This window comes from Pseudomonas sp. CCC3.1, from assembly GCF_034347405.1.
In the GTDB taxonomy this organism is placed as follows: domain Bacteria; phylum Pseudomonadota; class Gammaproteobacteria; order Pseudomonadales; family Pseudomonadaceae; genus Aquipseudomonas.
Window position 1 is genome coordinate 565,671 of sequence record NZ_CP133778.1, and the last position, 21,209, is coordinate 586,879.

Annotated in this window: 18 protein-coding genes; 16 read left to right on the top strand and 2 right to left on the bottom strand. The window is 56.0% G+C overall.

What is annotated here, in order from left to right; translation table 11 throughout:
* Nucleotides 1-22 precede the first annotated feature (22 nt).
* From rlmN to RHM56_RS02665, 10 genes are all read left to right on the top strand, one after another.
* Nucleotides 23-1,171, top strand: coding sequence for a 23S rRNA (adenine(2503)-C(2))-methyltransferase RlmN (gene rlmN / locus RHM56_RS02620; RefSeq protein WP_322238258.1), 1,149 nt, complete (start codon nucleotides 23-25; stop codon nucleotides 1,169-1,171).
* 12 nt (nucleotides 1,172-1,183) lie between these two features.
* A complete protein-coding gene (gene pilW / locus RHM56_RS02625) occupies nucleotides 1,184-1,942 on the top strand; it encodes a type IV pilus biogenesis/stability protein PilW (protein ID WP_322238260.1) in 759 nt (252 codons plus the stop codon).
* Nucleotides 1,942-2,934 (top strand): RodZ family helix-turn-helix domain-containing protein, encoded by a 993-nt coding sequence (locus RHM56_RS02630; protein ID WP_322238262.1) that lies wholly within the window; start codon nucleotides 1,942-1,944, stop codon nucleotides 2,932-2,934. Before pilW ends, RHM56_RS02630 begins: the two co-directional genes overlap by 1 nt.
* A gap of 3 nt (nucleotides 2,935-2,937) precedes the next feature.
* Nucleotides 2,938-4,047, top strand: coding sequence for a flavodoxin-dependent (E)-4-hydroxy-3-methylbut-2-enyl-diphosphate synthase (gene ispG, locus RHM56_RS02635; RefSeq protein WP_019408672.1), 1,110 nt, complete (start codon nucleotides 2,938-2,940; stop codon nucleotides 4,045-4,047).
* A gap of 22 nt (nucleotides 4,048-4,069) precedes the next feature.
* The gene (gene hisS, locus RHM56_RS02640) at nucleotides 4,070-5,359 is read left to right on the top strand and encodes a histidine--tRNA ligase (protein ID WP_322238265.1); all 1,290 of its coding nucleotides are present in this window, start codon (nucleotides 4,070-4,072) and stop codon (nucleotides 5,357-5,359) included.
* A 40-nt stretch (nucleotides 5,360-5,399) separates the two neighbouring features.
* Nucleotides 5,400-6,041: a tetratricopeptide repeat protein gene (locus RHM56_RS02645; RefSeq protein WP_322238267.1), complete on the top strand. Its 642-nt coding sequence runs from the start codon at nucleotides 5,400-5,402 to the stop codon at nucleotides 6,039-6,041.
* Nucleotides 6,034-7,185, top strand: a complete 1,152-nt coding sequence (gene bamB, locus RHM56_RS02650) for an outer membrane protein assembly factor BamB (protein WP_322241682.1) — start codon at nucleotides 6,034-6,036, stop codon at nucleotides 7,183-7,185. Before RHM56_RS02645 ends, bamB begins: the two co-directional genes overlap by 8 nt.
* A 138-nt stretch (nucleotides 7,186-7,323) precedes the next feature.
* Nucleotides 7,324-8,793 carry a ribosome biogenesis GTPase Der gene (gene der / locus RHM56_RS02655; RefSeq protein ID WP_019408676.1) on the top strand — a complete coding sequence of 490 codons (1,470 nt, stop codon included), beginning with the start codon at nucleotides 7,324-7,326 and terminating at the stop codon, nucleotides 8,791-8,793.
* A gap of 233 nt (nucleotides 8,794-9,026) precedes the next feature.
* Nucleotides 9,027-10,175 carry a pyridoxal phosphate-dependent aminotransferase gene (locus RHM56_RS02660; protein WP_322238270.1) on the top strand — a complete coding sequence of 383 codons (1,149 nt, stop codon included), beginning with the start codon at nucleotides 9,027-9,029 and terminating at the stop codon, nucleotides 10,173-10,175.
* On the top strand, nucleotides 10,163-10,954 hold the full coding sequence (locus RHM56_RS02665; RefSeq protein ID WP_322238272.1) for an amidohydrolase: 792 nt from the start codon (nucleotides 10,163-10,165) through the stop codon (nucleotides 10,952-10,954). Before RHM56_RS02660 ends, RHM56_RS02665 begins: the two co-directional genes overlap by 13 nt.
* Before the next feature lie 154 nt (nucleotides 10,955-11,108).
* Here the strand turns inward: RHM56_RS02665 and leuA are convergent, their stop codons facing one another.
* Nucleotides 11,109-12,788, bottom strand: coding sequence for a 2-isopropylmalate synthase (gene leuA, locus RHM56_RS02670; protein WP_322238274.1), 1,680 nt, complete (start codon nucleotides 12,786-12,788; stop codon nucleotides 11,109-11,111).
* Between the two features lie 580 nt (nucleotides 12,789-13,368).
* On the opposite strand from leuA, the gene RHM56_RS02675 reads away from it, so the two are divergent.
* The 6 genes from RHM56_RS02675 to RHM56_RS02700 all read left to right on the top strand — a co-directional run bounded on the left by RHM56_RS02675 (nucleotide 13,369) and on the right by RHM56_RS02700 (nucleotide 20,319).
* Entirely contained in the window at nucleotides 13,369-14,124 is a 756-nt protein-coding gene (locus RHM56_RS02675; protein ID WP_322238276.1) for a hypothetical protein, read from the top strand.
* 61 nt (nucleotides 14,125-14,185) lie between these two features.
* On the top strand, nucleotides 14,186-14,713 hold the full coding sequence (locus tag RHM56_RS02680; RefSeq protein WP_322238278.1) for a CS1 type fimbrial major subunit: 528 nt from the start codon (nucleotides 14,186-14,188) through the stop codon (nucleotides 14,711-14,713).
* 145 nt (nucleotides 14,714-14,858) lie between these two features.
* Nucleotides 14,859-17,366 (top strand): TcfC E-set like domain-containing protein, encoded by a 2,508-nt coding sequence (locus tag RHM56_RS02685; RefSeq protein WP_416194902.1) that lies wholly within the window; start codon nucleotides 14,859-14,861, stop codon nucleotides 17,364-17,366.
* Nucleotides 17,367-17,369: 3 nt separating this feature from the next.
* Nucleotides 17,370-18,674: a hypothetical protein gene (locus tag RHM56_RS02690; RefSeq protein ID WP_322238282.1), complete on the top strand. Its 1,305-nt coding sequence runs from the start codon at nucleotides 17,370-17,372 to the stop codon at nucleotides 18,672-18,674.
* Nucleotides 18,675-18,994: 320 nt separating this feature from the next.
* Nucleotides 18,995-19,798, top strand: a complete 804-nt coding sequence (locus tag RHM56_RS02695; RefSeq protein ID WP_322238284.1) for a winged helix-turn-helix domain-containing protein — start codon at nucleotides 18,995-18,997, stop codon at nucleotides 19,796-19,798.
* The gene (locus RHM56_RS02700; RefSeq protein WP_322238286.1) at nucleotides 19,798-20,319 is read left to right on the top strand and encodes a hypothetical protein; all 522 of its coding nucleotides are present in this window, start codon (nucleotides 19,798-19,800) and stop codon (nucleotides 20,317-20,319) included. The genes RHM56_RS02695 and RHM56_RS02700 overlap by 1 nt, the downstream gene beginning before the upstream one ends.
* A 65-nt stretch (nucleotides 20,320-20,384) precedes the next feature.
* Here RHM56_RS02700 and RHM56_RS02705 read toward each other — a convergent pair whose 3' ends face one another.
* Nucleotides 20,385-21,209, bottom strand: a complete 825-nt coding sequence (locus tag RHM56_RS02705; RefSeq protein ID WP_322238288.1) for a peptidoglycan DD-metalloendopeptidase family protein — start codon at nucleotides 21,207-21,209, stop codon at nucleotides 20,385-20,387.

The window sequence follows — 21,209 nt, forward strand, 5'->3', positions numbered from 1 at the left end:
GCTTGTGAGTGAGGGTGAAGACATGATTGCAACGACTGGCAAAACTAACCTGTTGGGTCTGACTCAGCCGGAAATGGAGAAATTCTTCGACTCAATCGGGGAGAAGCGTTTCCGTGCCGGTCAGGTCATGAAGTGGATTCACCACTTTGGCGTCGATGATTTCGACGCCATGACTAACGTCAGCAAAGCCTTGCGCGACAAGCTCAAGGCTATTGCTGAGGTTCGTGGACCTGAAGTCGTCAGCGAGGACATCTCCAGCGATGGCACCCGTAAGTGGGTGGTACGCGTTGAATCCGGCAGCTGCGTCGAGACCGTTTATATTCCCCAGGGCAAACGAGGCACTTTGTGCGTTTCGTCCCAGGCGGGCTGTGCCCTGGATTGCAGTTTCTGCTCCACCGGCAAGCAAGGCTTCAATAGCAACCTCACCGCCGCCGAAGTCATTGGCCAGGTGTGGATTGCCAACAAATCCTTTGGCAGCGTCCCGGCGACCGTCGACCGTGCCATCACCAACGTGGTGATGATGGGCATGGGTGAGCCGCTGCTGAACTTTGACAACGTCATCGCTGCCATGCATCTGATGATGGATGACCTGGGCTATGGCATCTCCAAGCGCCGGGTCACCTTGTCGACCTCGGGCGTGGTACCGATGATTGATGAGCTGGCCAAGCACATCGACGTCTCCCTGGCGTTGTCGCTGCACGCACCGAATGACGAGCTGCGCAGTCAATTGGTGCCGATCAATAAAAAGTACCCGCTCAAAATGCTGCTTGAGTCCTGCCGTCGCTACATGTCGACCCTGGGCGAGAAGCGCGTCTTGACCGTTGAGTACACCTTGCTCAAAGACGTCAATGATCACGTCGATCACGCGGTAGAAATGATCGAGTTGCTCAAGGACACCCCGTGCAAGATCAACCTGATTCCGTTTAACCCGTTCCCGCATTCGGGCTATGAGCGTCCAAGCAACAACGCCATTCGCCGTTTCCAGGAGTTGTTGCAGCAGGCGGGTTATAACGTGACCGTCCGTACGACTCGCGGTGAAGACATCGACGCGGCGTGTGGGCAGTTGGTAGGTCAGGTCAATGACCGTACTCGCCGTAGCTCGCGTCTTATCGCGGCGCGTGAACTCAATGCTGAGACTGATCTGGCGCAAAACGCTGCGACTCAGCCCTGAGAGAGGAAACCTATGATCTTGCGCGCTGCGCTCTCTGTCGCATTGGTCGGCCTGCTGGCTGGTTGCGTCTCATCGGGTGGTTCAAACCCGTTGAGCAACGACAAGGGGCGTGAAGAGGCGCGCGAGGCCTATGTCCAATTGGGCCTCGGTTATCTTCAGCAAGGGATGACCGAGCAGGCCAAAATTCCGCTTGGCAAGGCACTGGAGTTCAACAAGATCGACCCGGACACCAACGCTGCATTGGCCTTGGTGTTTCAGTCCGAAATGGAACCAGAGCTGGCTGAGCAAGCGTTCAAGACGGCGTTGAGCGGGCGACCGACTGACACGCGAATTCTGAATAACTACGGCAGCTTCCTGTTTGAGCAACAACGCTATCAGGAGGCTTACGGCCAATTCCAAAAAGCCTCGGCAGACAACCTGTATCCCGAGCGTTCTCGCGTTTACGAGAACCTGGGCATGACCTCGCTCAAGCTCGGGCAGCGCGAAGCAGGGCGTCAGCAGCTTGAAAAAGCCTTGCGCCTGAATCGCCATCAGCCCCGTGCACTGCTCGAAATGGCTGAGTTGTCTTACGAAGACAGGCATTATGTGCTCGCACGCGACTTTTACGATCGTTTTAGCCTGCTTAGCGGGCAAAATGCACGTAGTCTATTGCTCGGTGCGCGACTGGCGAGTGTTTTCGAAGAGCGCACCCCAACAGCCAACTATGGCCAGCAACTAAAACGACTCTATCCCGGCACGCCGGAATATCAGCAATACCTGTCGGAGCAATGATGAAAGCGGCGCAACCCGAAGTTCTAGCAGCGACTCGTGGCAATCCCGGTGAGACCCTGCGTCAGGCCCGTGAGAGCAATGGATGGACCCTGGCTGAAGTCGCCCTGAAACTCAATCTCACGGCCAGTTCCTTGAGCAATCTTGAGGCGGGAGCGTTCGACAAACTGCCAGGTCATACCTTTGCGCGCGGCTATATACGTGCCTATGCCAAATTGCTGGGCATGGACCAAGCCAGCCTGGTACACGAATTCGACCTGATCACCGGCACCGATGCTCACGGCAGTAACGTACACAGTCTTGGTCGTATTGAAGAGCCCGTGCGCGTATCGCACACCATTTTGCGTGTTGTCAGTTTGTTGCTGCTGCTGGCCGTGATTGGCGGCGGTTTTTTCTGGTGGCAGGACCAAACGTCCATGCGCGCCAAGGACCTGATCGGCTTGGCTCCGGAGCACGTTGAAGTTGAAGGCGCTGACGGCAAGACTCAGATCCATCCGCTCGACGAGCCGGAAGATCAGGCGGTTGCGCAATCCAAGGTAGAAGACGAAGCGGCTGCGCAACCTGAGCCGGAGCAAGCGGGCAGCACCGCGCTGGCATTACCGGCAGCCCCTGCAACCCCATCAGTTGCGCCTGCGGCCTTGGTTCCAGCGCCAGCCGTTGTGCCCCGTTCGGTTGTCCCGGCTGCCGCAACGTCAACGGCCCCTGTTGCAGCCCCTGTTGCTCCGGCTGCTGCCAGCGCGGAACCGGTTGCGGGCGCAGGCAAGGTCAATATCAACTACACCGCCGATTGCTGGACTCAAGTCACCGATGGCGCCGGCAAGGTGCTGTTTGGTGGTCTGAAGCGCAAGGGCGAAACGCTTGATGTGAGCGGCAAGGCTCCACTCAGCCTGCGCCTGGGCTATGCCCGTGGCGCACAGGTGACCTACAACGGTCAGGCTGTGGATGTGGCTCCTTTCACCAGTGGCGAGACTGCTCGCCTGAAGTTAGGTCAATAAGTCATGCACGGCGAATCACCAATTAAACGTCGCGAATCGCGCAAAATCTGGGTTGGCTCCGTGCCGGTAGGTGGCGACGCCCCTATTGCAGTACAGAGCATGACCAACAGCGACACCAATGATGTCGCTGCCACTGTGGCTCAAATCAATCGTCTGGAAGCCGCTGGCGTCGACATCGTTCGCGTTTCCGTCCCGGACATGGACGCGGCAGAAGCCTTTGGTCGCATCAAACAACTGGTTAAAGTGCCACTGGTCGCTGACATCCACTTCGATTACCGCATTGCCTTGCGCGTTGCAGAGTTGGGTGTCGACTGCCTGCGGATCAACCCGGGCAACATTGGTCGTGAAGACCGTGTTCGTGCTGTGGTTGATGCTGCACGTGATCGCGGTATTCCGATCCGGATCGGTGTGAACGCCGGTTCGCTTGAAAAAGACCTGCAAAAAAAATATGGCGAGCCGACACCTGCCGCGCTGGTTGAGTCTGCACTGCGCCACGTAGAGCACCTGGAACGCCTGAATTTCAAGGACTTCAAGGTCAGCGTGAAGGCCTCTGACGTGTTCATGGCCGTTGAAGCCTACCGCTTGCTGGCCAAGGAAATCGTCCAGCCACTGCATTTGGGCATCACCGAAGCCGGTGGTTTGCGCTCGGGCACAGTGAAATCTGCCGTGGGCCTAGGTATGCTGCTTGCCGAAGGGATTGGCGATACTATTCGCATCTCGTTGGCGGCAGACCCAGTAGAGGAAGTAAAAGTCGGTTACGACATCCTCAAGTCCCTGCACCTGCGTTCGCGAGGCATCAACTTTATTGCGTGCCCAAGCTGCTCCCGGCAGAACTTCGACGTGGTGAAAACCATGAACGAGCTGGAAGTGCGGCTTGAAGACTTGCTGGTGCCGCTGGATGTGGCGGTGATTGGTTGCGTGGTCAACGGACCCGGCGAAGCCAAAGAGGCCCATGTGGGCTTGACCGGTGGTACGCCTAACCTGATTTACATCGACGGCAAGCCGTCGCAAAAGTTGACGAATGAAAACCTGGTGGACCAGCTTGAAAAGCTGATCCGGCAGAAGGCGGCCGACAAGGTCGAAGCTGACGCAGCAGTCATCGCGCGCGGCTAACCAAACGAATAAAGGATTTTTTGTGAGCAAGTCTTTGCAAGCCATTCGTGGCATGAACGACATCCTGCCTGAGCAGACGCCGCTGTGGCGCTACTTCGAGGGTAAGGTCTCGCGTTTGCTGGATAACTACGGTTACAAGCAAATCCGCATGCCGATCGTTGAGTTCACCGAGCTGTTTAAACGCTCGATTGGTGAAGTCACCGACATCGTCGAAAAAGAGATGTACACCTTCGAAGACCGCAACGGTGACTCGCTGACGTTGCGTCCAGAGGGCACTGCTGCGTGCGTGCGTGCTGTGCTTGAGCACGGCATCACCGGCGCAGGCCAGGTGCAGAAATTGTGGTACATCGGCCCGATGTTCCGCCACGAACGCCCTCAGAAAGGCCGTTATCGCCAGTTCCATCAGATTGGGGTTGAAGTGTTCAACCTTGATGGGCCGGACATCGACGCCGAACTGATCGTGCTGACCTGGCGTCTGTGGGGCGAGTTGGGCATCCGTGATGCGGTCAAGCTCGAACTCAACAGCCTGGGGACCAGCGAAGCCCGTGCCCGCTACCGTGCAGCATTGGTCGACTACCTGTCCTCGCGTTTGAGCGAGCTTGACGAAGACAGCCAGCGTCGTTTGAAATCCAACCCGCTGCGGGTTCTCGACACCAAAAATGCTGGCACGCAAGCCGTGCTGGTTGATGCGCCGAAGCTGGTCGATTACCTCGACGAAGAATCGCGCGTGCACTTCGAAGGCCTCAAGGCGCGTCTCGATGCTGCCGGTATTCCTTACGTCATCAACCCCAAGCTGGTTCGCGGGCTCGATTACTACAGCAAAACCGTCTTTGAGTGGGTCACCGACAAACTCGGCGCTCAAGGCACCGTGTGTGCGGGTGGTCGCTACGACGGTCTGGTTGAACAAATGGGTGGCAAGCCGACTGCGGGTGTTGGCTTTGCAATGGGCATCGAGCGTCTGATTCTGCTGCTCGAAACCCTGGAACAAGTGCCTGAAGAAATCGCGCGTCAGGTGGATGTTTACCTGTGTGCGTTCGGTGAGGCCGCTGAACTGGCCGCTTTAACGCTAAGCGAGCGTGTTCGCGATCAGTTGCCGAACCTGCGTCTGCAAATCAACGCGGGCGCTGGCAGCTTCAAAAGCCAGTTCAAAAAGGCTGACAAGAGCGGCGCGCTGTATGCGCTGATTCTGGGTGACGACGAAATGGCCCAGCAAGTGGTAGGTGTCAAACCGCTGCGTGGCCAGGGCGAACAACAAACTATTGCCTGGGATGCTCTTTCCGAGCACTTGGCCACCTGCGTCGTGCAGGGTTGAAGCTGTAAAACAGCCGATTTATCGAATAAGGAGTGTTGGGGTGTCGAGTAACGAAGATGATCAGCTGGGCGAGTTGAAAGACTGGTGGCAGCGCAACGGCAAACCCCTGGTCACTGGCGGCTTGCTGGCGCTGGTGGTGGTGTTCGGCTGGCAGGCTTGGCACAAATATCAGAGCAATCAGTCGCAGGGTGCGTCGATTCTCTACCAACAATTGCTTGAAACCGCGCTGACGCCCAATGGGCAGCCAGATGCGGGCCGTGTGGCCGACTTGGCCAACAAGCTGAAAAGCGAATACGGCGGTTCGGCCTACGCACAATTTGGCGGTCTGTTTGTGGCTAAAGTGGCCGTAGACACTGGCAAGCTGGATGATGCGGCCACCGAGCTCAAGGCAATTGTCGACAAGCCGGCTAACCCAACCTTGGGTGAAGTGGCGCGTCAGCGTCTGGCCCAGGTTCTGGCAGCACAAGGCAAGGTGGATGACGCCTTGAAGCTGCTCGAAGGTGACTCGGACAAAGCATTCCTGGCTGGCCGTGAAGAACTGAAAGGCGATCTGCTGGTTCAGCAGGGTCGTGCTGATGACGCACGTGTAGCCTACGAAAAAGCCAAGGCTGCACTGTCGGATGAAGCAGCGGTCGGTGGCTTACAAATCAAGCTTGATGACTTGGCCAAAGGGGATGCGTGAAGTGATGCGTTGGAAACATGCGGCATTGCTGGCTCTGGTCGTTTTGGCCGCGGGTTGCAGCAGCAACAGCAAAAAAGAACTTCCACCCGCTGAGCTGACTGACTTCAAAGAAGAAGTCGTTCTGCAAAAGCAGTGGGATCGTTCGATCGGTGACGGTCAGGGTAAAACCTACAACATGCTGACTCCAGCGGTTGAAGGTAATACCATTTACGCCGCTGACGTGAACGGTATCGTGATGTCTCTGGACCGTATGAACGGCGACGTTCAGTGGAAGAAAGACCTCGAACTGCCTGTTTCCGGTGCAATCGGCGTTGGCTACGGTCTGGTCATGCTCGGCACCTTGCAAGGTGACGTGATTGCCCTGGACGCCAGCACTGGCGAACAAAAGTGGCGCGCTCGCGTTAACAGCGAAGTGCTTGCACCACCCGCCACCAACGGCGACATCGTTGTGGTTCAGACCCAGGATGACCATCTTGTGGGCCTGGATGCCTCGACCGGCGACCAGCGCTGGATCTACGACAGCACGCCAGGTGTTTTGACCTTGCGGGGTACCAGCGCGCCGCTGGTGACCAATCATCTGGCAATTGCAGGTCTTTCGACCGGTAAAGTAGTTGCCCTTGATACTCAAAACGGCGTGCCCGTGTGGGAGCAACGCGTTGCTATCCCGCAAGGCCGCTCGGAACTGGAGCGTATCGTCGATATCGACGGCGGTCTGCTTCTGTCCGGTGGCACCCTGTATGTCGCCAGCTATCAGGGCCGCATGGCGGCACTGGAGCTGGAAAGCGGTCGCGTGCTCTGGCAGCGTGATGCTTCCAGCTATGCAGGTGTCGCCCAAGGTTTTGGCAACGTCTACATCAGCCTGGCGTCGGGCACTGTAGAAGGCGTTGACGAACGTTCGACCACCGTACTGTGGAACAATGAAGCGCTGGCTCGCCGCCAATTGTCGGCTCCAGAAGTTTTCTCCAGCTATGTGGCAGTCGGTGACATGGAAGGCTATCTGCACCTGTTGAGCCAGGTCGATGGTCGTTTCGTAGGCCGTACTCGCATTGACAGTGATGGTCTTCGGGCACGTCCGCTGGTGGTCGGTGACATGATTTACGTGTTTGGTAACAGCGGCAAACTGGAAGCCCTGACCATTCGCTAAGGCGTCTATGCTTGAGACTCTAGAGTCTCAGGCAGCCTTGCTCTGGCAAGGTTTGCGGCACATCTGTGCTGTTCCGAACTCTGGCCGCTGCCTTGCAGCGGCTTTTGTATTTTCTGAAATAACGAAGTGGAGAGCCGCATGGTTCCCGTAATCGCCCTGGTGGGCCGACCAAACGTCGGCAAGTCCACCTTGTTCAACCGCCTGACCAGGACTCGCGACGCCATCGTCGGCGACTTGTCCGGTCTGACCCGTGATCGCCAATACGGTGAGGCCAAGTGGCAAGGGCGTTCCTACATTCTGGTCGACACCGGCGGTATCTCCGGTGACGAGCACGGTATGGACGAAAAAATGGCCGAGCAGTCACTGCTGGCCATCGAAGAAGCTGATGTCGTTCTGTTCCTGGTAGATGCAAAAGCAGGTTTCACAGCCGCTGACCAGATGATCGGCGAGCACCTTCGCAAGCGTAACAAGCGTTCTTATGTGGTGGCTAACAAGGTCGATAACATCGACCCGGACATGGCTCGCGCCGAGTTCGCACCGTTGGGCATGGGCGACGCGATTCCAATCGCTGGTGCGCATGGTCGCGGTATCACGCAACTGCTGGAAATTGCCCTGAGCAACTTCCCGCGTGACGAAGAAGAGCCAGAAGACGGCGAAGAAGAAATCGTTCTTGAGGGTGAGGAAGCCAAGCGCATTCCTGGCCCAAGCGAAAAAGATGGTATCAAGATCGCCATCATCGGTCGCCCTAACGTCGGTAAATCGACGCTGGTCAACCGCATGCTCGGTGAAGACCGCGTCATTGTGTATGACCAGCCCGGCACCACGCGCGACAGTATCTACATCCCGTTCGAGCGTAACGACGAGAAGTACACGCTGATCGACACCGCCGGTGTGCGCAAGCGCGGCAAGATTCACGAAGAAGTCGAAAAATTCTCCGTGGTCAAAACCCTGCAAGCGATCAAAGACGCCAACGTGGTGATCTTTGTGATGGACGCCCGTGAAGGCGTGGTTGATCACGACCTCAACCTGTTGGGCTTTGCGCTGGAGGCCGGTCGTGCTCTGGTTATCGCGATCAACAAGTGGGACGGCATGACCCCAAGCGAGCGCGAGTTCGTGAAGGTCGAATTGACCCGCCGCCTGTTCTTCGTCGACTTCGCGGATATTCACTTCATCTCGGCCTTGCACGGCACGGGTGTCGGTAACTTGTACCAATCGGTGCAGAACTCCTTCAAGTCTGCGGTTACCCGCTGGCCAACCAACCGTCTGACCCAGATCCTGGAAGACGCTGTCAGCGAGCACGCGCCGCCGATGGTGAACAGCCGCCGGATCAAGCTGCGTTATGCCCACTTGGGCGGTGCTAACCCGCCGATCATCGTGATCCACGGTAACCAGGTTGAGAAGGTTCCGAAGTCTTACGTCCGTTATCTCGAAAACACCTACCGTCGTGTCTTGAAATTGGTCGGTACACCGATCCGCATCGAGTTCAAAGGTGGCGAGAACCCGTACGAAGCCAACAAGAACTCGTTGACCGACCGTCAGGTCAACAAGAAGCGTCGCATGATGTCGCACCACAAAAAAGCGGACAAGAAGCGTAGAGACAAGCGCTAACGCGCTGAAGAGGGTTCCTTTGGGGGAATGCTGCTTGTGTAGGAGCGAGCTTGTCTCGCGATCTTTTGAACGTTGAAAGATCGCGAGGCGAGCTCGCTCCTACAGTTCAGATTGCAGGTGTCTGCACTGACTGGCATCACACCTTTAGGAGCCCTTTTTCGTGTCTGGCGTTTGGGCTATTCTCGCTAGGTCCTGCGCCGTAGTCAGAGCCGGGAACTCAACAGGGAACGGCTATGATTGTCAGTAAGTTGCCGAATGTCGGCACCACCATCTTCACGCGCATGTCGCAACTCGCGGCTGAAACCGGCGCGCTCAACTTGTCTCAGGGTTTTCCTGATTTCGATGGCCCGCAAGCGCTGCGTGATGCCGTTGGCCAACATATCGCCAGTGGCCACAACCAATACTCGCCGATGACCGGCTTGCCCGCCTTGCGTACGCAAGTGGCGGCCAAAATTGCCCGCAGTTACGGCGTGCACGTGGATGCCGATACCGAGGTGACCATCACCCCCGGTGCCACTCAAGCTATTTTTTGTGCAATCCAGGCGGTGATTCACGCCGGTGACGAAGTCATCGTGTTCGACCCGTGCTATGACAGCTACGAGCCCTCGGTTGAATTGGCCGGTGGTCGTTGCGTGCATGTGCAGTTGGGGCTGGACGACTTCTCCATTGACTGGCAAAAGCTTAAAGACGCGCTGACGCCGCGCACGCGAATGATCATCCTCAACAGCCCGCACAACCCAAGCGGTGCGTTGATCAGCCGTGACGAGCTGGACCAGTTGGCTGCATTGATCGCAGACCGCGATATCTACCTCGTCAGCGATGAGGTTTACGAACACTTGGTGTACGACGGCGTGCCCCACGTCAGTGTTTTGTCGCACCCCGAGTTGTACCATCGTGCCTTTGTTGTCAGCTCATTCGGCAAGACGTACCACGTCACTGGCTGGAAAACCGGTTATGTCGTGGCGCCGCCTGCACTGACGGCCGAGTTGCGCAAGGTGCATCAATACGTGAGCTTTTGTGGTGTGACACCGCTGCAATACGCGTTGGCCGACTTTATGGCGGCAAGCCCCGAGCATGTTGAAGCGCTGCCTGCGTTCTATCAGGCCAAGCGTGACCTGTTTTGTGATTTGTTAAAGCCATCGCGTTTCAGCTTTAAACCGGTGGCGGGGACGTACTTCCAGTTAGTGGACTACTCCCTTATTCGTCCGGACCTCAATGACGTCGACATGGCCGTGTGGATGACCCGTGAGCACGGTGTGGCGACGATTCCGGTTTCGGTGTTCTACCAGACCCCGCCTCAAGGGCAGCGGCTGGTTCGTCTGTGTTTTGCCAAACGCGAGGAGACGCTGCGTGAAGCAGCAGAAAAACTATGCGTGATCTAAGTGATTTAAACGATCTAACCCTGGCGCTGGTGCAGACCACTTTGGTCTGGCACGACCGCCAGGCCAATTTTGAGCGCTTTGAAGAATTGCTTGAACAAGCCCGTGGCGCTGACCTGGTGGTCTTGCCAGAAATGTTCACCACAGGTTTCAGCATGGAGTCCGAGACCCTTGCCGAGCCCGAAAACGGCCCGACAACCGAGTGGTTGCGGCGCCAGGCGAAAAAGCTCAATGCGGTCGTGACCGGCAGCGTGATTGTGCAGGCCGCTGATGGCAGTCATCGCAATCGCTTGCTCTGGGCGCGCCCTGATGGCGAAGTGCTGCATTACGACAAGCGCCACTTGTTCCGCATGGCGGGGGAGCACGAGCACTTCACGCCGGGTGAGCGTCAGGTTCAGTTTGAAGTCAAAGGCTGGCGTATTCGCCCGTTGATTTGCTACGACCTGCGCTTCCCGGTGTGGAGCAGCGACCCGCATGACACCGACCTGTTGCTGTACACCGCCAACTGGCCGGGCGCACGCCGACTGCACTGGAACCGTCTGTTGCCAGCCCGGGCGATTGAAAACCTGTGTTATGTCGGCGCGGTAAACCGCGTGGGCACGGACGGAAAAGGGCTGGTCTACACCGGTGACAGCCACATCTTGGACTTTCAGGGCGAGTCATTGCTCAGTGCCGGCGAGGCAGATGGCGTGTTTCAGGTGAGCTTGAGCGCAAGCGAGCTGGCGGCATACCGCGAGCGCTTCCCGGCGTACATGGATGCCGACAACTTTAATCTGATTTAACTGACACACGCACAGCCCGTGTAGGAGCGAGCTTGCTCGCGATCTTTTAAAAGATCAAAAGATCGCGAGCAAGCTCGCTCCTACAGAGACATAGTCAACAAAAAGGCCCTGAGGTTTTCACACCTCAGGGCCTTTTGCGTTTCTGGCGAGTGGCTTACGCGGCTTTAGCGTCGGCCTCACTCAGCGAGCGGTTCAGGGCGCTGAACAGCGCCTTGAAGCTGGCGGTGGTGATGTTTTCATCAATGCCCACGCCGTGTACAGCGCGCTCGCCATTCACCCGCAGCTCGATGTAGGCCGCTGCCTTGGCGTTGGTGCCAGCACCAATTGCATGCTCGTTGTAATCCATTATTTCGGCAGTAACAGGCAGGCCCGCCACCAGTGCTTCCAGCGCGCCGTTACCTTTGCCGTTCCAGCGCAGGTTAGTCTCGCCAGCCCCTTTGGCCGACACTTCAACTTCGACGGCGCTGTGGCCGTTTTCTTCCTGCAGGCGATGGCTCACCAACGCGTAAGGCGTGTTGGCTTGCAGGTATTCGCTGTGCAGCAAGCTGTGGATTTGCTGTGCGGTCATCTCAAGGCCAAGACGATCGGTCTCGCGCTGAACCACTTGGCTGAACTCGATCTGCATGCGGCGCGGCAAGCTGATGCCGTATTCCTGCTCCAGCAGGTAAGCAATCCCACCTTTGCCTGACTGGCTGTTCACCCGAATCACGGCCTCATAGCTACGGCCAATGTCTGCCGGGTCAATCGGCAAGTACGGCACTTCCCACAGTGCATCCGGCTTCTGCTGGGCGAAACCTTTGCGGATGGCGTCCTGGTGCGAGCCCGAGAACGCGGTGTGGACCAAGTCGCCCACATACGGGTGGCGCGGGTGAACCGGAATCTGGTTGCACTCTTCGACCACTTTGCGCACGCCGTCGATGTCGGAGAAGTCCAGCTGTGGGTCCAGGCCTTGGGTGTACATGTTCAGGGCCACAGTCACCAGGTCAACGTTACCGGTGCGCTCACCGTTACCGAACAGGCAGCCTTCGACGCGATCAGCACCGGCCATCAAGCCCAGTTCCGTTGCTGCAACACCGGTGCCACGGTCGTTGTGGGTGTGCAGGCTGATGATCACGCTGTCACGGCGGTTGATATGGCGACCGAACCATTCAATCTGGTCGGCATAGATGTTCGGGGTGGCGCACTCAACGGTTGCAGGCAAGTTGAGGATCACTTTGTGCTCAGGGGTCGGGTTCCACACCTCGATCACCGCGTCACACACTTCTTTGGCGAACTCCAGTTCAGTGGCGCTGAAGGTCTCTGGCGAGTATTCGAAGGTCCACTGGGTTTCTGGCTGTTGAGCGGCGTATTTGACGAACAGCTTGGCCGCGCTGACGGCGATTTCCTTGATGCCGTCTTTGTCCTGGTTGAACACGATGCGGCGGAACGACGGCGAGGTCGCGTTGTACAAGTGCACGATGGCTTTTTTCGCGCCGCGCAGCGATTCAAACGTCCGGGCGATCAGGTCTTCACGGCCTTGGGTCAACACCTGGATGGTGGTGTCGTCCGGGATATGGCCGTCTTCGATCAACGTGCGCACGAAGTCAAAGTCGGTCTGCGAAGCGGCCGGGAACGACGCCTCAATTTCTTTTACGCCAACGCTGACCAGAGTCTTCCAAAAGCGCAGTTTCTTCACCGCATCCATCGGCTCAATCAGCGACTGGTTGCCGTCGCGCAGGTCAGAGCTGCACCAGATAGGCGCTTGGGTGATGGTTTTCGATGGCCAGGTTCGGTCGGGCAAATCAATGACCGGGAAGGCGCGGTATTTGGACGATGGGTCTTTGAGCATGGTCATCAGGCAATCCTTTTTAGGCGAGCCGGCCATTCAAGAGGCGGCTAGCTGAACAAATACAAAGCAGAAGGCGAGGCACCGCAACTAGCTTTGCAGTCGTGCACTGACGAGGCAAAGGCTGCGGTGTTGACGAAGCAGAATGAGGACGTGAGGTGTGTTCATGGGCTCAACCCTAACCATTGGTGAGAAGGATGGCAAGTCGCCAAAAAAAAATGAGAGGACTGCTCGATTATGGCGATTAATCGATTTCTTATAGCTGTATCAAGATGAAATGGTCGTTTTTATTGCGCTGTCTGCCTGTCTTCCAGCGATAGGCTGCTGAGGGGGCCGGAAATACCAATGCGTGCAGTTTGAAAGTGAGTGGATGACTGCCGGACTTTCAGAACTCTCAAGGGGTGAGGGGGTCTGCAAATCCTTGTGAAAAGCCCTGAAATACCGTGAAAAGCCTTGTGTTGCGCTGCTTAGGCGTGAGCACTGATGAGCGTTTTCACTTCATCACTCAAATTGTCGCAATACTTGTTGGCGCTTCCACAGCAGCGCCACACGCTCTGGAGAGAACAATAATCAGCAGCCAGGTATTACGATGCGAACTTATAGCTATCTGTTTCTGATGATGGGTTGCCTGTGGGGGGCAGGGGCAATCGCTTCACCGTCTATTAATCCGGGGCCGATGTTTGGCTTTCTGGATAACGGCAAAAGTGCGGTCCTGAAACGTATTTATAACGCGGGGTCCAGCACGGCGTTCGTTAAGGTGGTGGTTCAGGAAATCATCTACGACGACCGGGGCCAGCCTGTCGAACAACCTCCCAAGGCACTCTCTACAGTACCAATGGCTCAACAGAACACTTTGTTGGCGAGTCCGGCGCGGATGATTATTCCCGCCAATGGCATGCAATCGACGCGTTTGCTGTTTATGGGCAGCCGTGAACAGGAGCGCTATTTTCGGGTTCGTTTTATTCCGGTGTTGCCGTCCAGTGCCGACAGTTTCGATCAAAGTGACGATGACCAGAAAGATTATAAAGAAGCGTTAACGGCACAAGTGACGCTGTTAACAGGCTTTGGCACGTTTATGTTTGTCAGGCCCGATAAAGTTACCTTTGATACCCGTCTTAAAGACGAAAAAGGCACGTACAGCGTATACAACGCCGGCAACAGTGTTGTGGCGCTGGACTTCGTTAAAAGTTGCCATGTTGAAAAGACCGGCGAATGTTCTCCAATCGCGCAGCATTACGTGCTGCCTGGTCACACGTACACGTTTACCAAAGAAGAAAACAAAATTCATAGTTTCGTGCTTCAAGAAGGTACGGATAAACGGGCTATATCAATTCCACCTAATTAAGTTGTTCTGTTTTTTGATGTTGTTTCACCCCTCACTCTAAAACTGAAAAAAGGAAGTAATAATGAAACGTACTGTTATGTCCGCTGTGAGCCCTGTGGCCATTGCTTTGTTGGCGTCGCTGGGCGCTGCACAGGTTTCGGCGGCTGACCCCATTGAAGTGCAGGTTCAATTGATTGCCAGTGTTCCTTCGACCTCGTTTTATGTCGTACCGGCCGATACCGGCTGGATTGGGGTTCCACAGCGTCTGGAGTGGACCCCGGATCCGGTCTCTGCGAGCGGCGGCAAGCTGAGCACACTGCGTAAAGCGTTCGATGTCAAAAACAGTTCCGGCGCAATTGCCGCGCGTTTGACCGACAGCACGGGTGCCTATCTTTCAGACGGAACGGGCATGGTGCCTCTCGATGTTCACTTCAATAACACAGAACTTAATCCCACCGCTCAGGAAGTGATCAGTGCCACTGAAGCCGCGGCCGGTAAGCGTGTTGACTTGACCATTGCTGCGAGCGAAACGGGCTCCGGTATTCCGCCGGGAGAGTACACGGGTATTGTGAATATGACCTTTGATGCCGTGCCTCCGCGATCACTGTAAGTCGTGTTTAGTAAGCCCTAAGTTCTAACACTCTCTTTTCAGGTAGTCGAACAGCCAATAAGGTGCTCGGCTGCCTGAAAAGTGGGGGTGCAGGTTTTACATAAACGATGTCCGCGTGCCTGGATAACTACTATTGAACGCTTTAATGGGTCGTGCCCTGACGGTATGTTGTTCGATTATTTTATCGGCCAGCATTAATGCTGAGGTCCATCAACCTTCTCTGTTGGGTGTATTGCGTCAGGCTGAGTCTTTACCTGCTGGCTTTCAGGAACACTTCTTTGATGTGCCGCTCGCGGTACGGGTCGATGTGAACGCTCAGGTGCTGGGGGACGCTTTGGTTATCCTCAGCCGTGATGAAAAAGTGCGTTTACTCAGTTTCACCGATACTCAAGAAAGCCTGTTGCCCGAGTCTGAACGTGCCGAATGGTTAGCGATATTATCCAGCCCTACGGAGTTGGGCAGTTGCACTCAAAACTGTGCAAACGGTTTACTGGCTTTGCATTACAACTTGCAAGACTCACAGTTTTCAATATTGACCGATGCTGCTGAGCGCGCGCTCGCTCCGGCTCAATACCATGCCCTGCCTGAAGGCGGGAGTGCAGGTCTGATTCTGCACAATCAATTAAACATTGCGCGCGGTGGTGGCTCTCAAACCAGCACCGCCGCGCGTTATAACGTCCAGGCCACCAGCAGCATTGGTAATTGGACACAGCTGGCGTCGGCCGAGCTGGCCCGTACCGGGGAACCCGAGTCGCCGACCTATCACTCACTCAATCAGCTTTACGCGCAGCGCGAGTTTGCCGGTAACTTTTTCCGTTTGGGGTATTTCACCCCCGATGCACTGGGCGTCTATCGGCGACCGCGCAATTTCGGGGGTAGTCCTGATACCACGCTTGGCGTGATGTACGGCACCAGCGATAGCCTGGCGGTTAACAGTTCGAGCCCCAGTACCTATCCTGTTTATGTGACGGCCAGCCGGGAGGGCCTTGTTGAGGTGTACCGCGAGGGGGTGCTGATTTATAGCCAGGCCGTGACCGCAGGCTTGCAGACCCTCGACACCCGGCGCTTGCCCGGTGGCATTTACCCCGTTCAGGTGCGCTTGATCGAGGATGGACAGGTCACCTCCAGGACGGAGGAAATGATCTACAAGCCCAATAATTGGCGTAATGCCGATCAGTCCTGGCGCTATAACCTCTTTGCCGGTAAACGGCGCCAACTATTGAATAACTGGGCCGATGACATTCAGTACGATCAGGGGTTGACCTATGGGGCGCTGGTCAATTACCTGCTGCACCCACGTGTGATTCTTGGCGTGGACGCTCAGCGCGTGGCGCAAAAGATGCAATACGGCAGTTCCATCGACTGGAGCCTTACGGACAAGATCAGCCTCTACAGCAATGTCTATCAAACACCTGGCTACGGCACCGGCATGGATATTCAGGCCCGCTATCAGTACCAGGGCGGCAGTGTGCTGTTTTCTCACTCGCGCGCCTGGCTGGATACTCGAAACGACATCGACTATTTAGACACCGTCGCAATTCGTCCTAAATATCGCTACAACGGCCGTACTCAGAGCACGGCGCTGTCACTGAACCATCATTTGAATGTGACCAGCAGCCTGACCGCCCGAGTGAGCCACAACAGCGGCAATGCCAATGGAACAGGGGTTGATCTGAGCTGGTTGCGTCGTGGCAGGTTATTCGGCAGCGATGTGAACTGGCAGGTGTCAGTGTTCGACCGGCCCGCGAGCATCAGCACCGGCAGCCAGCGTAATCGCGGAATCGACGTCAGTATCAATCTGGCGTTGGGTAAACCTGGTGGTAGCCTTTCGGCCAGTATCGGTAGCCGCACATCCCGTGAGGGCGCACGCGAGCTCAATGGATCGTTAGGCTACAACAAGACCCTTGAGGGCGACTTCTTCAAAAGTTACTCCGTCGGCCTAAGCGCGGACAGTTATGGCGCTGGCCTCAATGGCTCGACCCAATTTGAAACCCGTGTGCTGAACGGCGATGCCTACGCACTGCGTTCTTCTTATGACGGTGAAATCAGCGGCGGTTTAAATCTCGCGAGTACCGTGGCGATGGGCGCAGGCACGCTGGCGGCCAGCGGCAGTTTTTATGGGGGCGACGGGGCAATGATTGTTGACCTTGAATCGGACGTCGACAGTGTGGTGCTGCGCGCCGACGAGATGGGTGGCAGCTACGGCGCGCTGCTCAAGCCTGGGCGCAATGTCGTCCCGTTAAGTGCCTATAAGGCGGGCACTGTGCATTTCGATTTTGCAGGGAACGACGCCCATGCCGCGACCATTCACCCTAACGTGAGCCGTTTCCACGTCAATAAAGGTGGCGTGGCTTACCAGCAACTGCGGGTGCATAAAACACTGTCTGTGCTCGGGCGTTTGATCGACCCGCAAGGGCGGCCAATGGGCGGCGCCCATATTCAGAACCCTGTCGGCAGCGGCGTCTCTGAGATGGACGGGTTCTTTGTCCTGGAAATAAGTGAGTCTTCACCCACGTTGAACGTGAGTCATCGAGGTCAGCCCGCGTGCAGCGTGGTGCTGGAGCCGAGTCAGCACAAACGGGAAAACAATGTGCTGGTGGTGCCCGATATTGTGTGTGCGTCGGCTTCAACCGTTGCAGCGAAGGGAGTGTGAGCTGTGAGTTTTTTAATCATCAAACCTGTGCAATGCGCGCCAAAGTGCGTGTTTTTATGGGGAGGGCAAGCACTTCGAGCAGTCAGCCTCAGTTGCCTGATGTGGGCAGGGCAGGGCGTGGCAAGTGAGTATACGATCACCGCCGAATACACCCCGGACCCTGGCAATCCCGGGAATACGATGTTCATCAATACCAGCACCGACAGTGGTGTGTGTGTCGAGGTTCCGAGTCTTTGCACGCCGGACAGGCTGAGAAGCTTTCTGACTCAGTTTGGCGCAGTCTCGGACGTTGGGCTTATTGCCAGGGAGGCGTATGACAATGAGCGTTCAGGTGCTTTTTTCAGTATGGATGGCGCCTTCAGGTTTGTGACATTGACCAATGACGCGACGGGCAGTACCCGCACCCTCAGATTTGCCCTGGCGGGCTACGGCGCTCGTTACGTACTCAGCAAGCCCGTGGACGGTACTGCCGGGCATCACAATTTGTGGTGGGGCAAAACTGATCCGGGAGGCGCGTGGTGGCAAGCGCCTATTCCTTGTTTTGGCGGGGCAACGCCAGGTTATACCAACCTGACGTTTGACTTTTTCTGGCGTGCACCGCATCAGAAACGCTCATGCGTCAAACTTCCGGTCTTTGATATTCCAGGGCCGTTCCAATACACCAACGTAAACGTGGCCTATTCGCTGTTGACTCCCAACCCGGTGGACATGGATGCCGGTACTTACAAAGGAAGCATGATGTATAGCGTTGGCCCAGGCGGTGATATCGATTTCGGCGACCGAACCGTTGTCAATGACCATGCCCTGACCATTAATTTTGAATTGCGGGTTAATACCTCGCTTAAAGTTGAATTTCCGGCAGGCTCTTATCGAGCTGTTTTACAACCCGAACAGGGCTGGCAGAACGGGATGAACCGCGGGGCAGCGGCACCGTCGTTGAGTGCGCGTCACCTCTTTAAAATAGCGGGCACCGGTTATTTCAAGGCGTACCTGAACTGCGAATATGTGATCGGTTCTGATTGCGCAATCAGCACCGATACAGACACAGGGCCTTCGCAAGTTCCGGTCGATATTTCAGTCAGTTTGCCGGCCAGTATTGTTCAATGGCCGGGCAATTTACCTGCGTTCAAGGTGCCTTTGAAGTATGGGGCTGAGCAGGCAGCAGTGTTTAAAATGGGCGGTTTGCATGGGGCGCAATCAGCAACCATGCATTACGACGTAAAAGCGCAGCATGTCATGGAAATGGTGCGTCATCCCGGGAGTACCTACAGCGGTTTAGCGACGCTCATTTTTGATGTGAACCTGTGAACAGGGCGCAAGTAGGCGAGAGACTTGGCGTTGCGTTTTAATAAACGATGGGGTGTTTGTGGGATGTAACCTACAGGGCGATTGACAAGCTGCTCGTTTTTTTGAATAGGCACTAACAGCACGTGCACAGCGCAACAATAGGGGAGTAAATAAAAAGTTTAAATGTCGGTTTTATCTGACACGAATAAAGAGAGGGTGTGTTACTAACGTGTGTATTGTCACTGATTGACCGAAGTGCTGTTAAAGCTTTTTGGCCTTTGTTATGTAAGTCTGTAAACGAGGGGGGTACACTTCAGAAGATCGAAAGTTAAGGCTGTAATATGGCCCGGTATTTAATAGCCGACGTAATGTTGTTTGATGATGAGTTATATGAAGTCTCAGACTTGGGCAGCGGCGTTGCCCCCGTCGTTATCGGGGCAGCTGCCAGTCGCTGTTTTTCGACGTTGCTTGAAGCCCAGGGCGCCATTGTGACTAAAAAGGCGCTGCTGTATGCGGGGTGGGAGCGTTATGGCCAGCAAGTTTCCGCTAACAGCGTCAATCAGTCGATTGCCCAGATACGCCGCTGCTTGTCCACTGTAGGGCATTCCGATTTTGTCGTGACGGTGCCCCGCATTGGTTACAAAATCAGCGACACCCTGTCCATTGAGAGGCTCAGTGACAGTGCGCCACCACCGGATTGTGAAGCTTACAGTGCGCCGATACTGGCTGTGGCGGGTGCAGAGGTTGCAGTGATTGCATCGGCAGAGCGCAAGAGCAGGCGTGCGCTACTTTGCCTGGTCGGGTTGTTGCTCTTCAACACCCTTCTGGCTTTTGGTTGGCAAGGCGGGCAGTCAAGTTCGCCGCTGGCTTCTGCCATTGAATTTAGTTACATGCCAGTGCCTGGGGGAGGCAACCTGCATCTTTTTTCGGCCCCGGGCTTAAACACCAGTCCTGAACGAATCAACGCTCATCTGTTTAAGTTGAAGAGCAGGCCGCCCGCGTTTACCGGTATGGCGAGTTACGCCTATGTTTATTTTAACGGTGGGCTAAGAGATAACGCGTATGGGTATTTTTTATGCCGGGACCCGATAGAAGTCAGTGTGTCGGGGTGCATATCTTATTTTGTTGTGGATGAAACCGAGTAATGGCGGCTGTCAAATGGAGCGCGCGGGGGATCGTGATAGTTGTACTGGTGGGTTTGCCTTGGTTCGTCGCCTTGTGGTTTTACTCTGCTGGCCGGGTTGTCTGGGAGTGTCATCTGGATTTTGAAGTGCTCGTGGTGTCATCAGACTTTACTGCCGAACGTACCTTGGGTTCTTACAGCCAGTTTTTTAACGGCGATAACGTTGGTTTTTCAAGAATCAGTGGCCGCAAGGTACTCCTGTTGAAGGAGGCTAAAACACAGGTGTACAACTTCCATCGTTTTGTCGATTTCAAGTACATGCAGGCGGGGCCTTATCTGAAAAGCACCGTCACTAAAATCACGCGCAAACGAGGAGATACGTTGAGTGATGAACAGAACCTGGCCTTCATGAGTGAGCCGGGGGAAGACGTGTACATCCAGGTGTTGAAGCTGGGCCCCAACACCTATTCGTTTGGCCACCTGGGCATGCCGCGCCAGATCTGTCAGGGCCGACAGGGCTGGCTGATGCCGCGTTTACGCTAGGCCCTGTAACCACCGTATCTGCGCTCAGTCATGACGCGTTGAAAACCGGCTCGCCTAACCTGGGCTCAGGGCTGAAAGGCTCCGATAAAAATGGCCGGATCTACCCGGGCATCGTTAAGGCTGACATTCCAGTGCATATGTGGCCCGGTGGCCCGGCCCGTCGAGCCGACTTTGCCGACCACATCACCACGGGCCAACTGTTGGCCGACCTTGGTGTCGATTTTCGACATGTGGCAGAACATGCTGATAAAGCCTTGGCCGTGGTCGACGAAGACTGTGTTGCCATTAAAGAAGTAGTTGCCGATGAGGATGACTTTGCCTGCTGCCGGGGTTTTGATCGGTGTGCCTGCGGGCACTGCGAAGTCCAGGCCTGCATGGGGGTTGCGCTCTTCGCCATTGAAGAAGCGGCGCACCCCGAACTTGCTCGACAGCGGGCCATTGACCGGCTTGTCGAGTAGCAAGTTGCTCGGCGTGTTCGGGCTGAACGTGCGGTAGGCCTTGATCTGGACCGCCAGCTCATTTTCGATGCGTTTGAGGTCAGCCGGATCAGGATTGACCTGCCGCTGATTCTTCAGCGTGATGCGCTGTTCCGGGTACTTTTTGTTGCCCACGGCGAAATTCAGGTTTTGGCCATTGGCGCTGAGCGCTTGAGTGCCCGGCTTGACTGTCAGCGGGATGCCGACAATCGCGCGCCAGGTATCTTGCTCCTTGACCACCAGCACCGGTTTGCCGTCATAGCGGGCATCCGGGCGTTGTGCGCCAGTGCCCAGGTCAATCACTGCCACACCGCCCGGAACCGGTTTATTCAGTAAACGGGTGATGTAGCTATCGGCCGCAGAGGCGTTGAAGGTCAGGCACAGCAAGAGTGCAGCACAAAGAAAGCGGGGCAT

Coding starts and splice junctions, on each gene's coding strand:
- RHM56_RS02675 (WP_322238276.1), top strand. CDS start 13,369: ATGCGAACTTATAGCTATCTGTTTCTGATGATGGGTTGCCTGTGGGGG.
- RHM56_RS02680 (WP_322238278.1), top strand. CDS start 14,186: ATGAAACGTACTGTTATGTCCGCTGTGAGCCCTGTGGCCATTGCTTTG.
- RHM56_RS02700 (WP_322238286.1), top strand. CDS start 19,798: ATGGCGGCTGTCAAATGGAGCGCGCGGGGGATCGTGATAGTTGTACTG.
- bamB (WP_322241682.1), top strand. CDS start 6,034: ATGCGTGAAGTGATGCGTTGGAAACATGCGGCATTGCTGGCTCTGGTC.
- RHM56_RS02705 (WP_322238288.1), bottom strand. CDS start 21,209: ATGCCCCGCTTTCTTTGTGCTGCACTCTTGCTGTGCCTGACCTTCAAC.
- RHM56_RS02630 (WP_322238262.1), top strand. CDS start 1,942: ATGAAAGCGGCGCAACCCGAAGTTCTAGCAGCGACTCGTGGCAATCCC.
- RHM56_RS02685 (WP_416194902.1), top strand. CDS start 14,859: ATGGGTCGTGCCCTGACGGTATGTTGTTCGATTATTTTATCGGCCAGC.
- ispG (WP_019408672.1), top strand. CDS start 2,938: ATGCACGGCGAATCACCAATTAAACGTCGCGAATCGCGCAAAATCTGG.
- pilW (WP_322238260.1), top strand. CDS start 1,184: ATGATCTTGCGCGCTGCGCTCTCTGTCGCATTGGTCGGCCTGCTGGCT.
- RHM56_RS02660 (WP_322238270.1), top strand. CDS start 9,027: ATGATTGTCAGTAAGTTGCCGAATGTCGGCACCACCATCTTCACGCGC.
- RHM56_RS02665 (WP_322238272.1), top strand. CDS start 10,163: ATGCGTGATCTAAGTGATTTAAACGATCTAACCCTGGCGCTGGTGCAG.
- leuA (WP_322238274.1), bottom strand. CDS start 12,788: ATGACCATGCTCAAAGACCCATCGTCCAAATACCGCGCCTTCCCGGTC.
- RHM56_RS02695 (WP_322238284.1), top strand. CDS start 18,995: ATGGCCCGGTATTTAATAGCCGACGTAATGTTGTTTGATGATGAGTTA.
- rlmN (WP_322238258.1), top strand. CDS start 23: ATGATTGCAACGACTGGCAAAACTAACCTGTTGGGTCTGACTCAGCCG.
- der (WP_019408676.1), top strand. CDS start 7,324: ATGGTTCCCGTAATCGCCCTGGTGGGCCGACCAAACGTCGGCAAGTCC.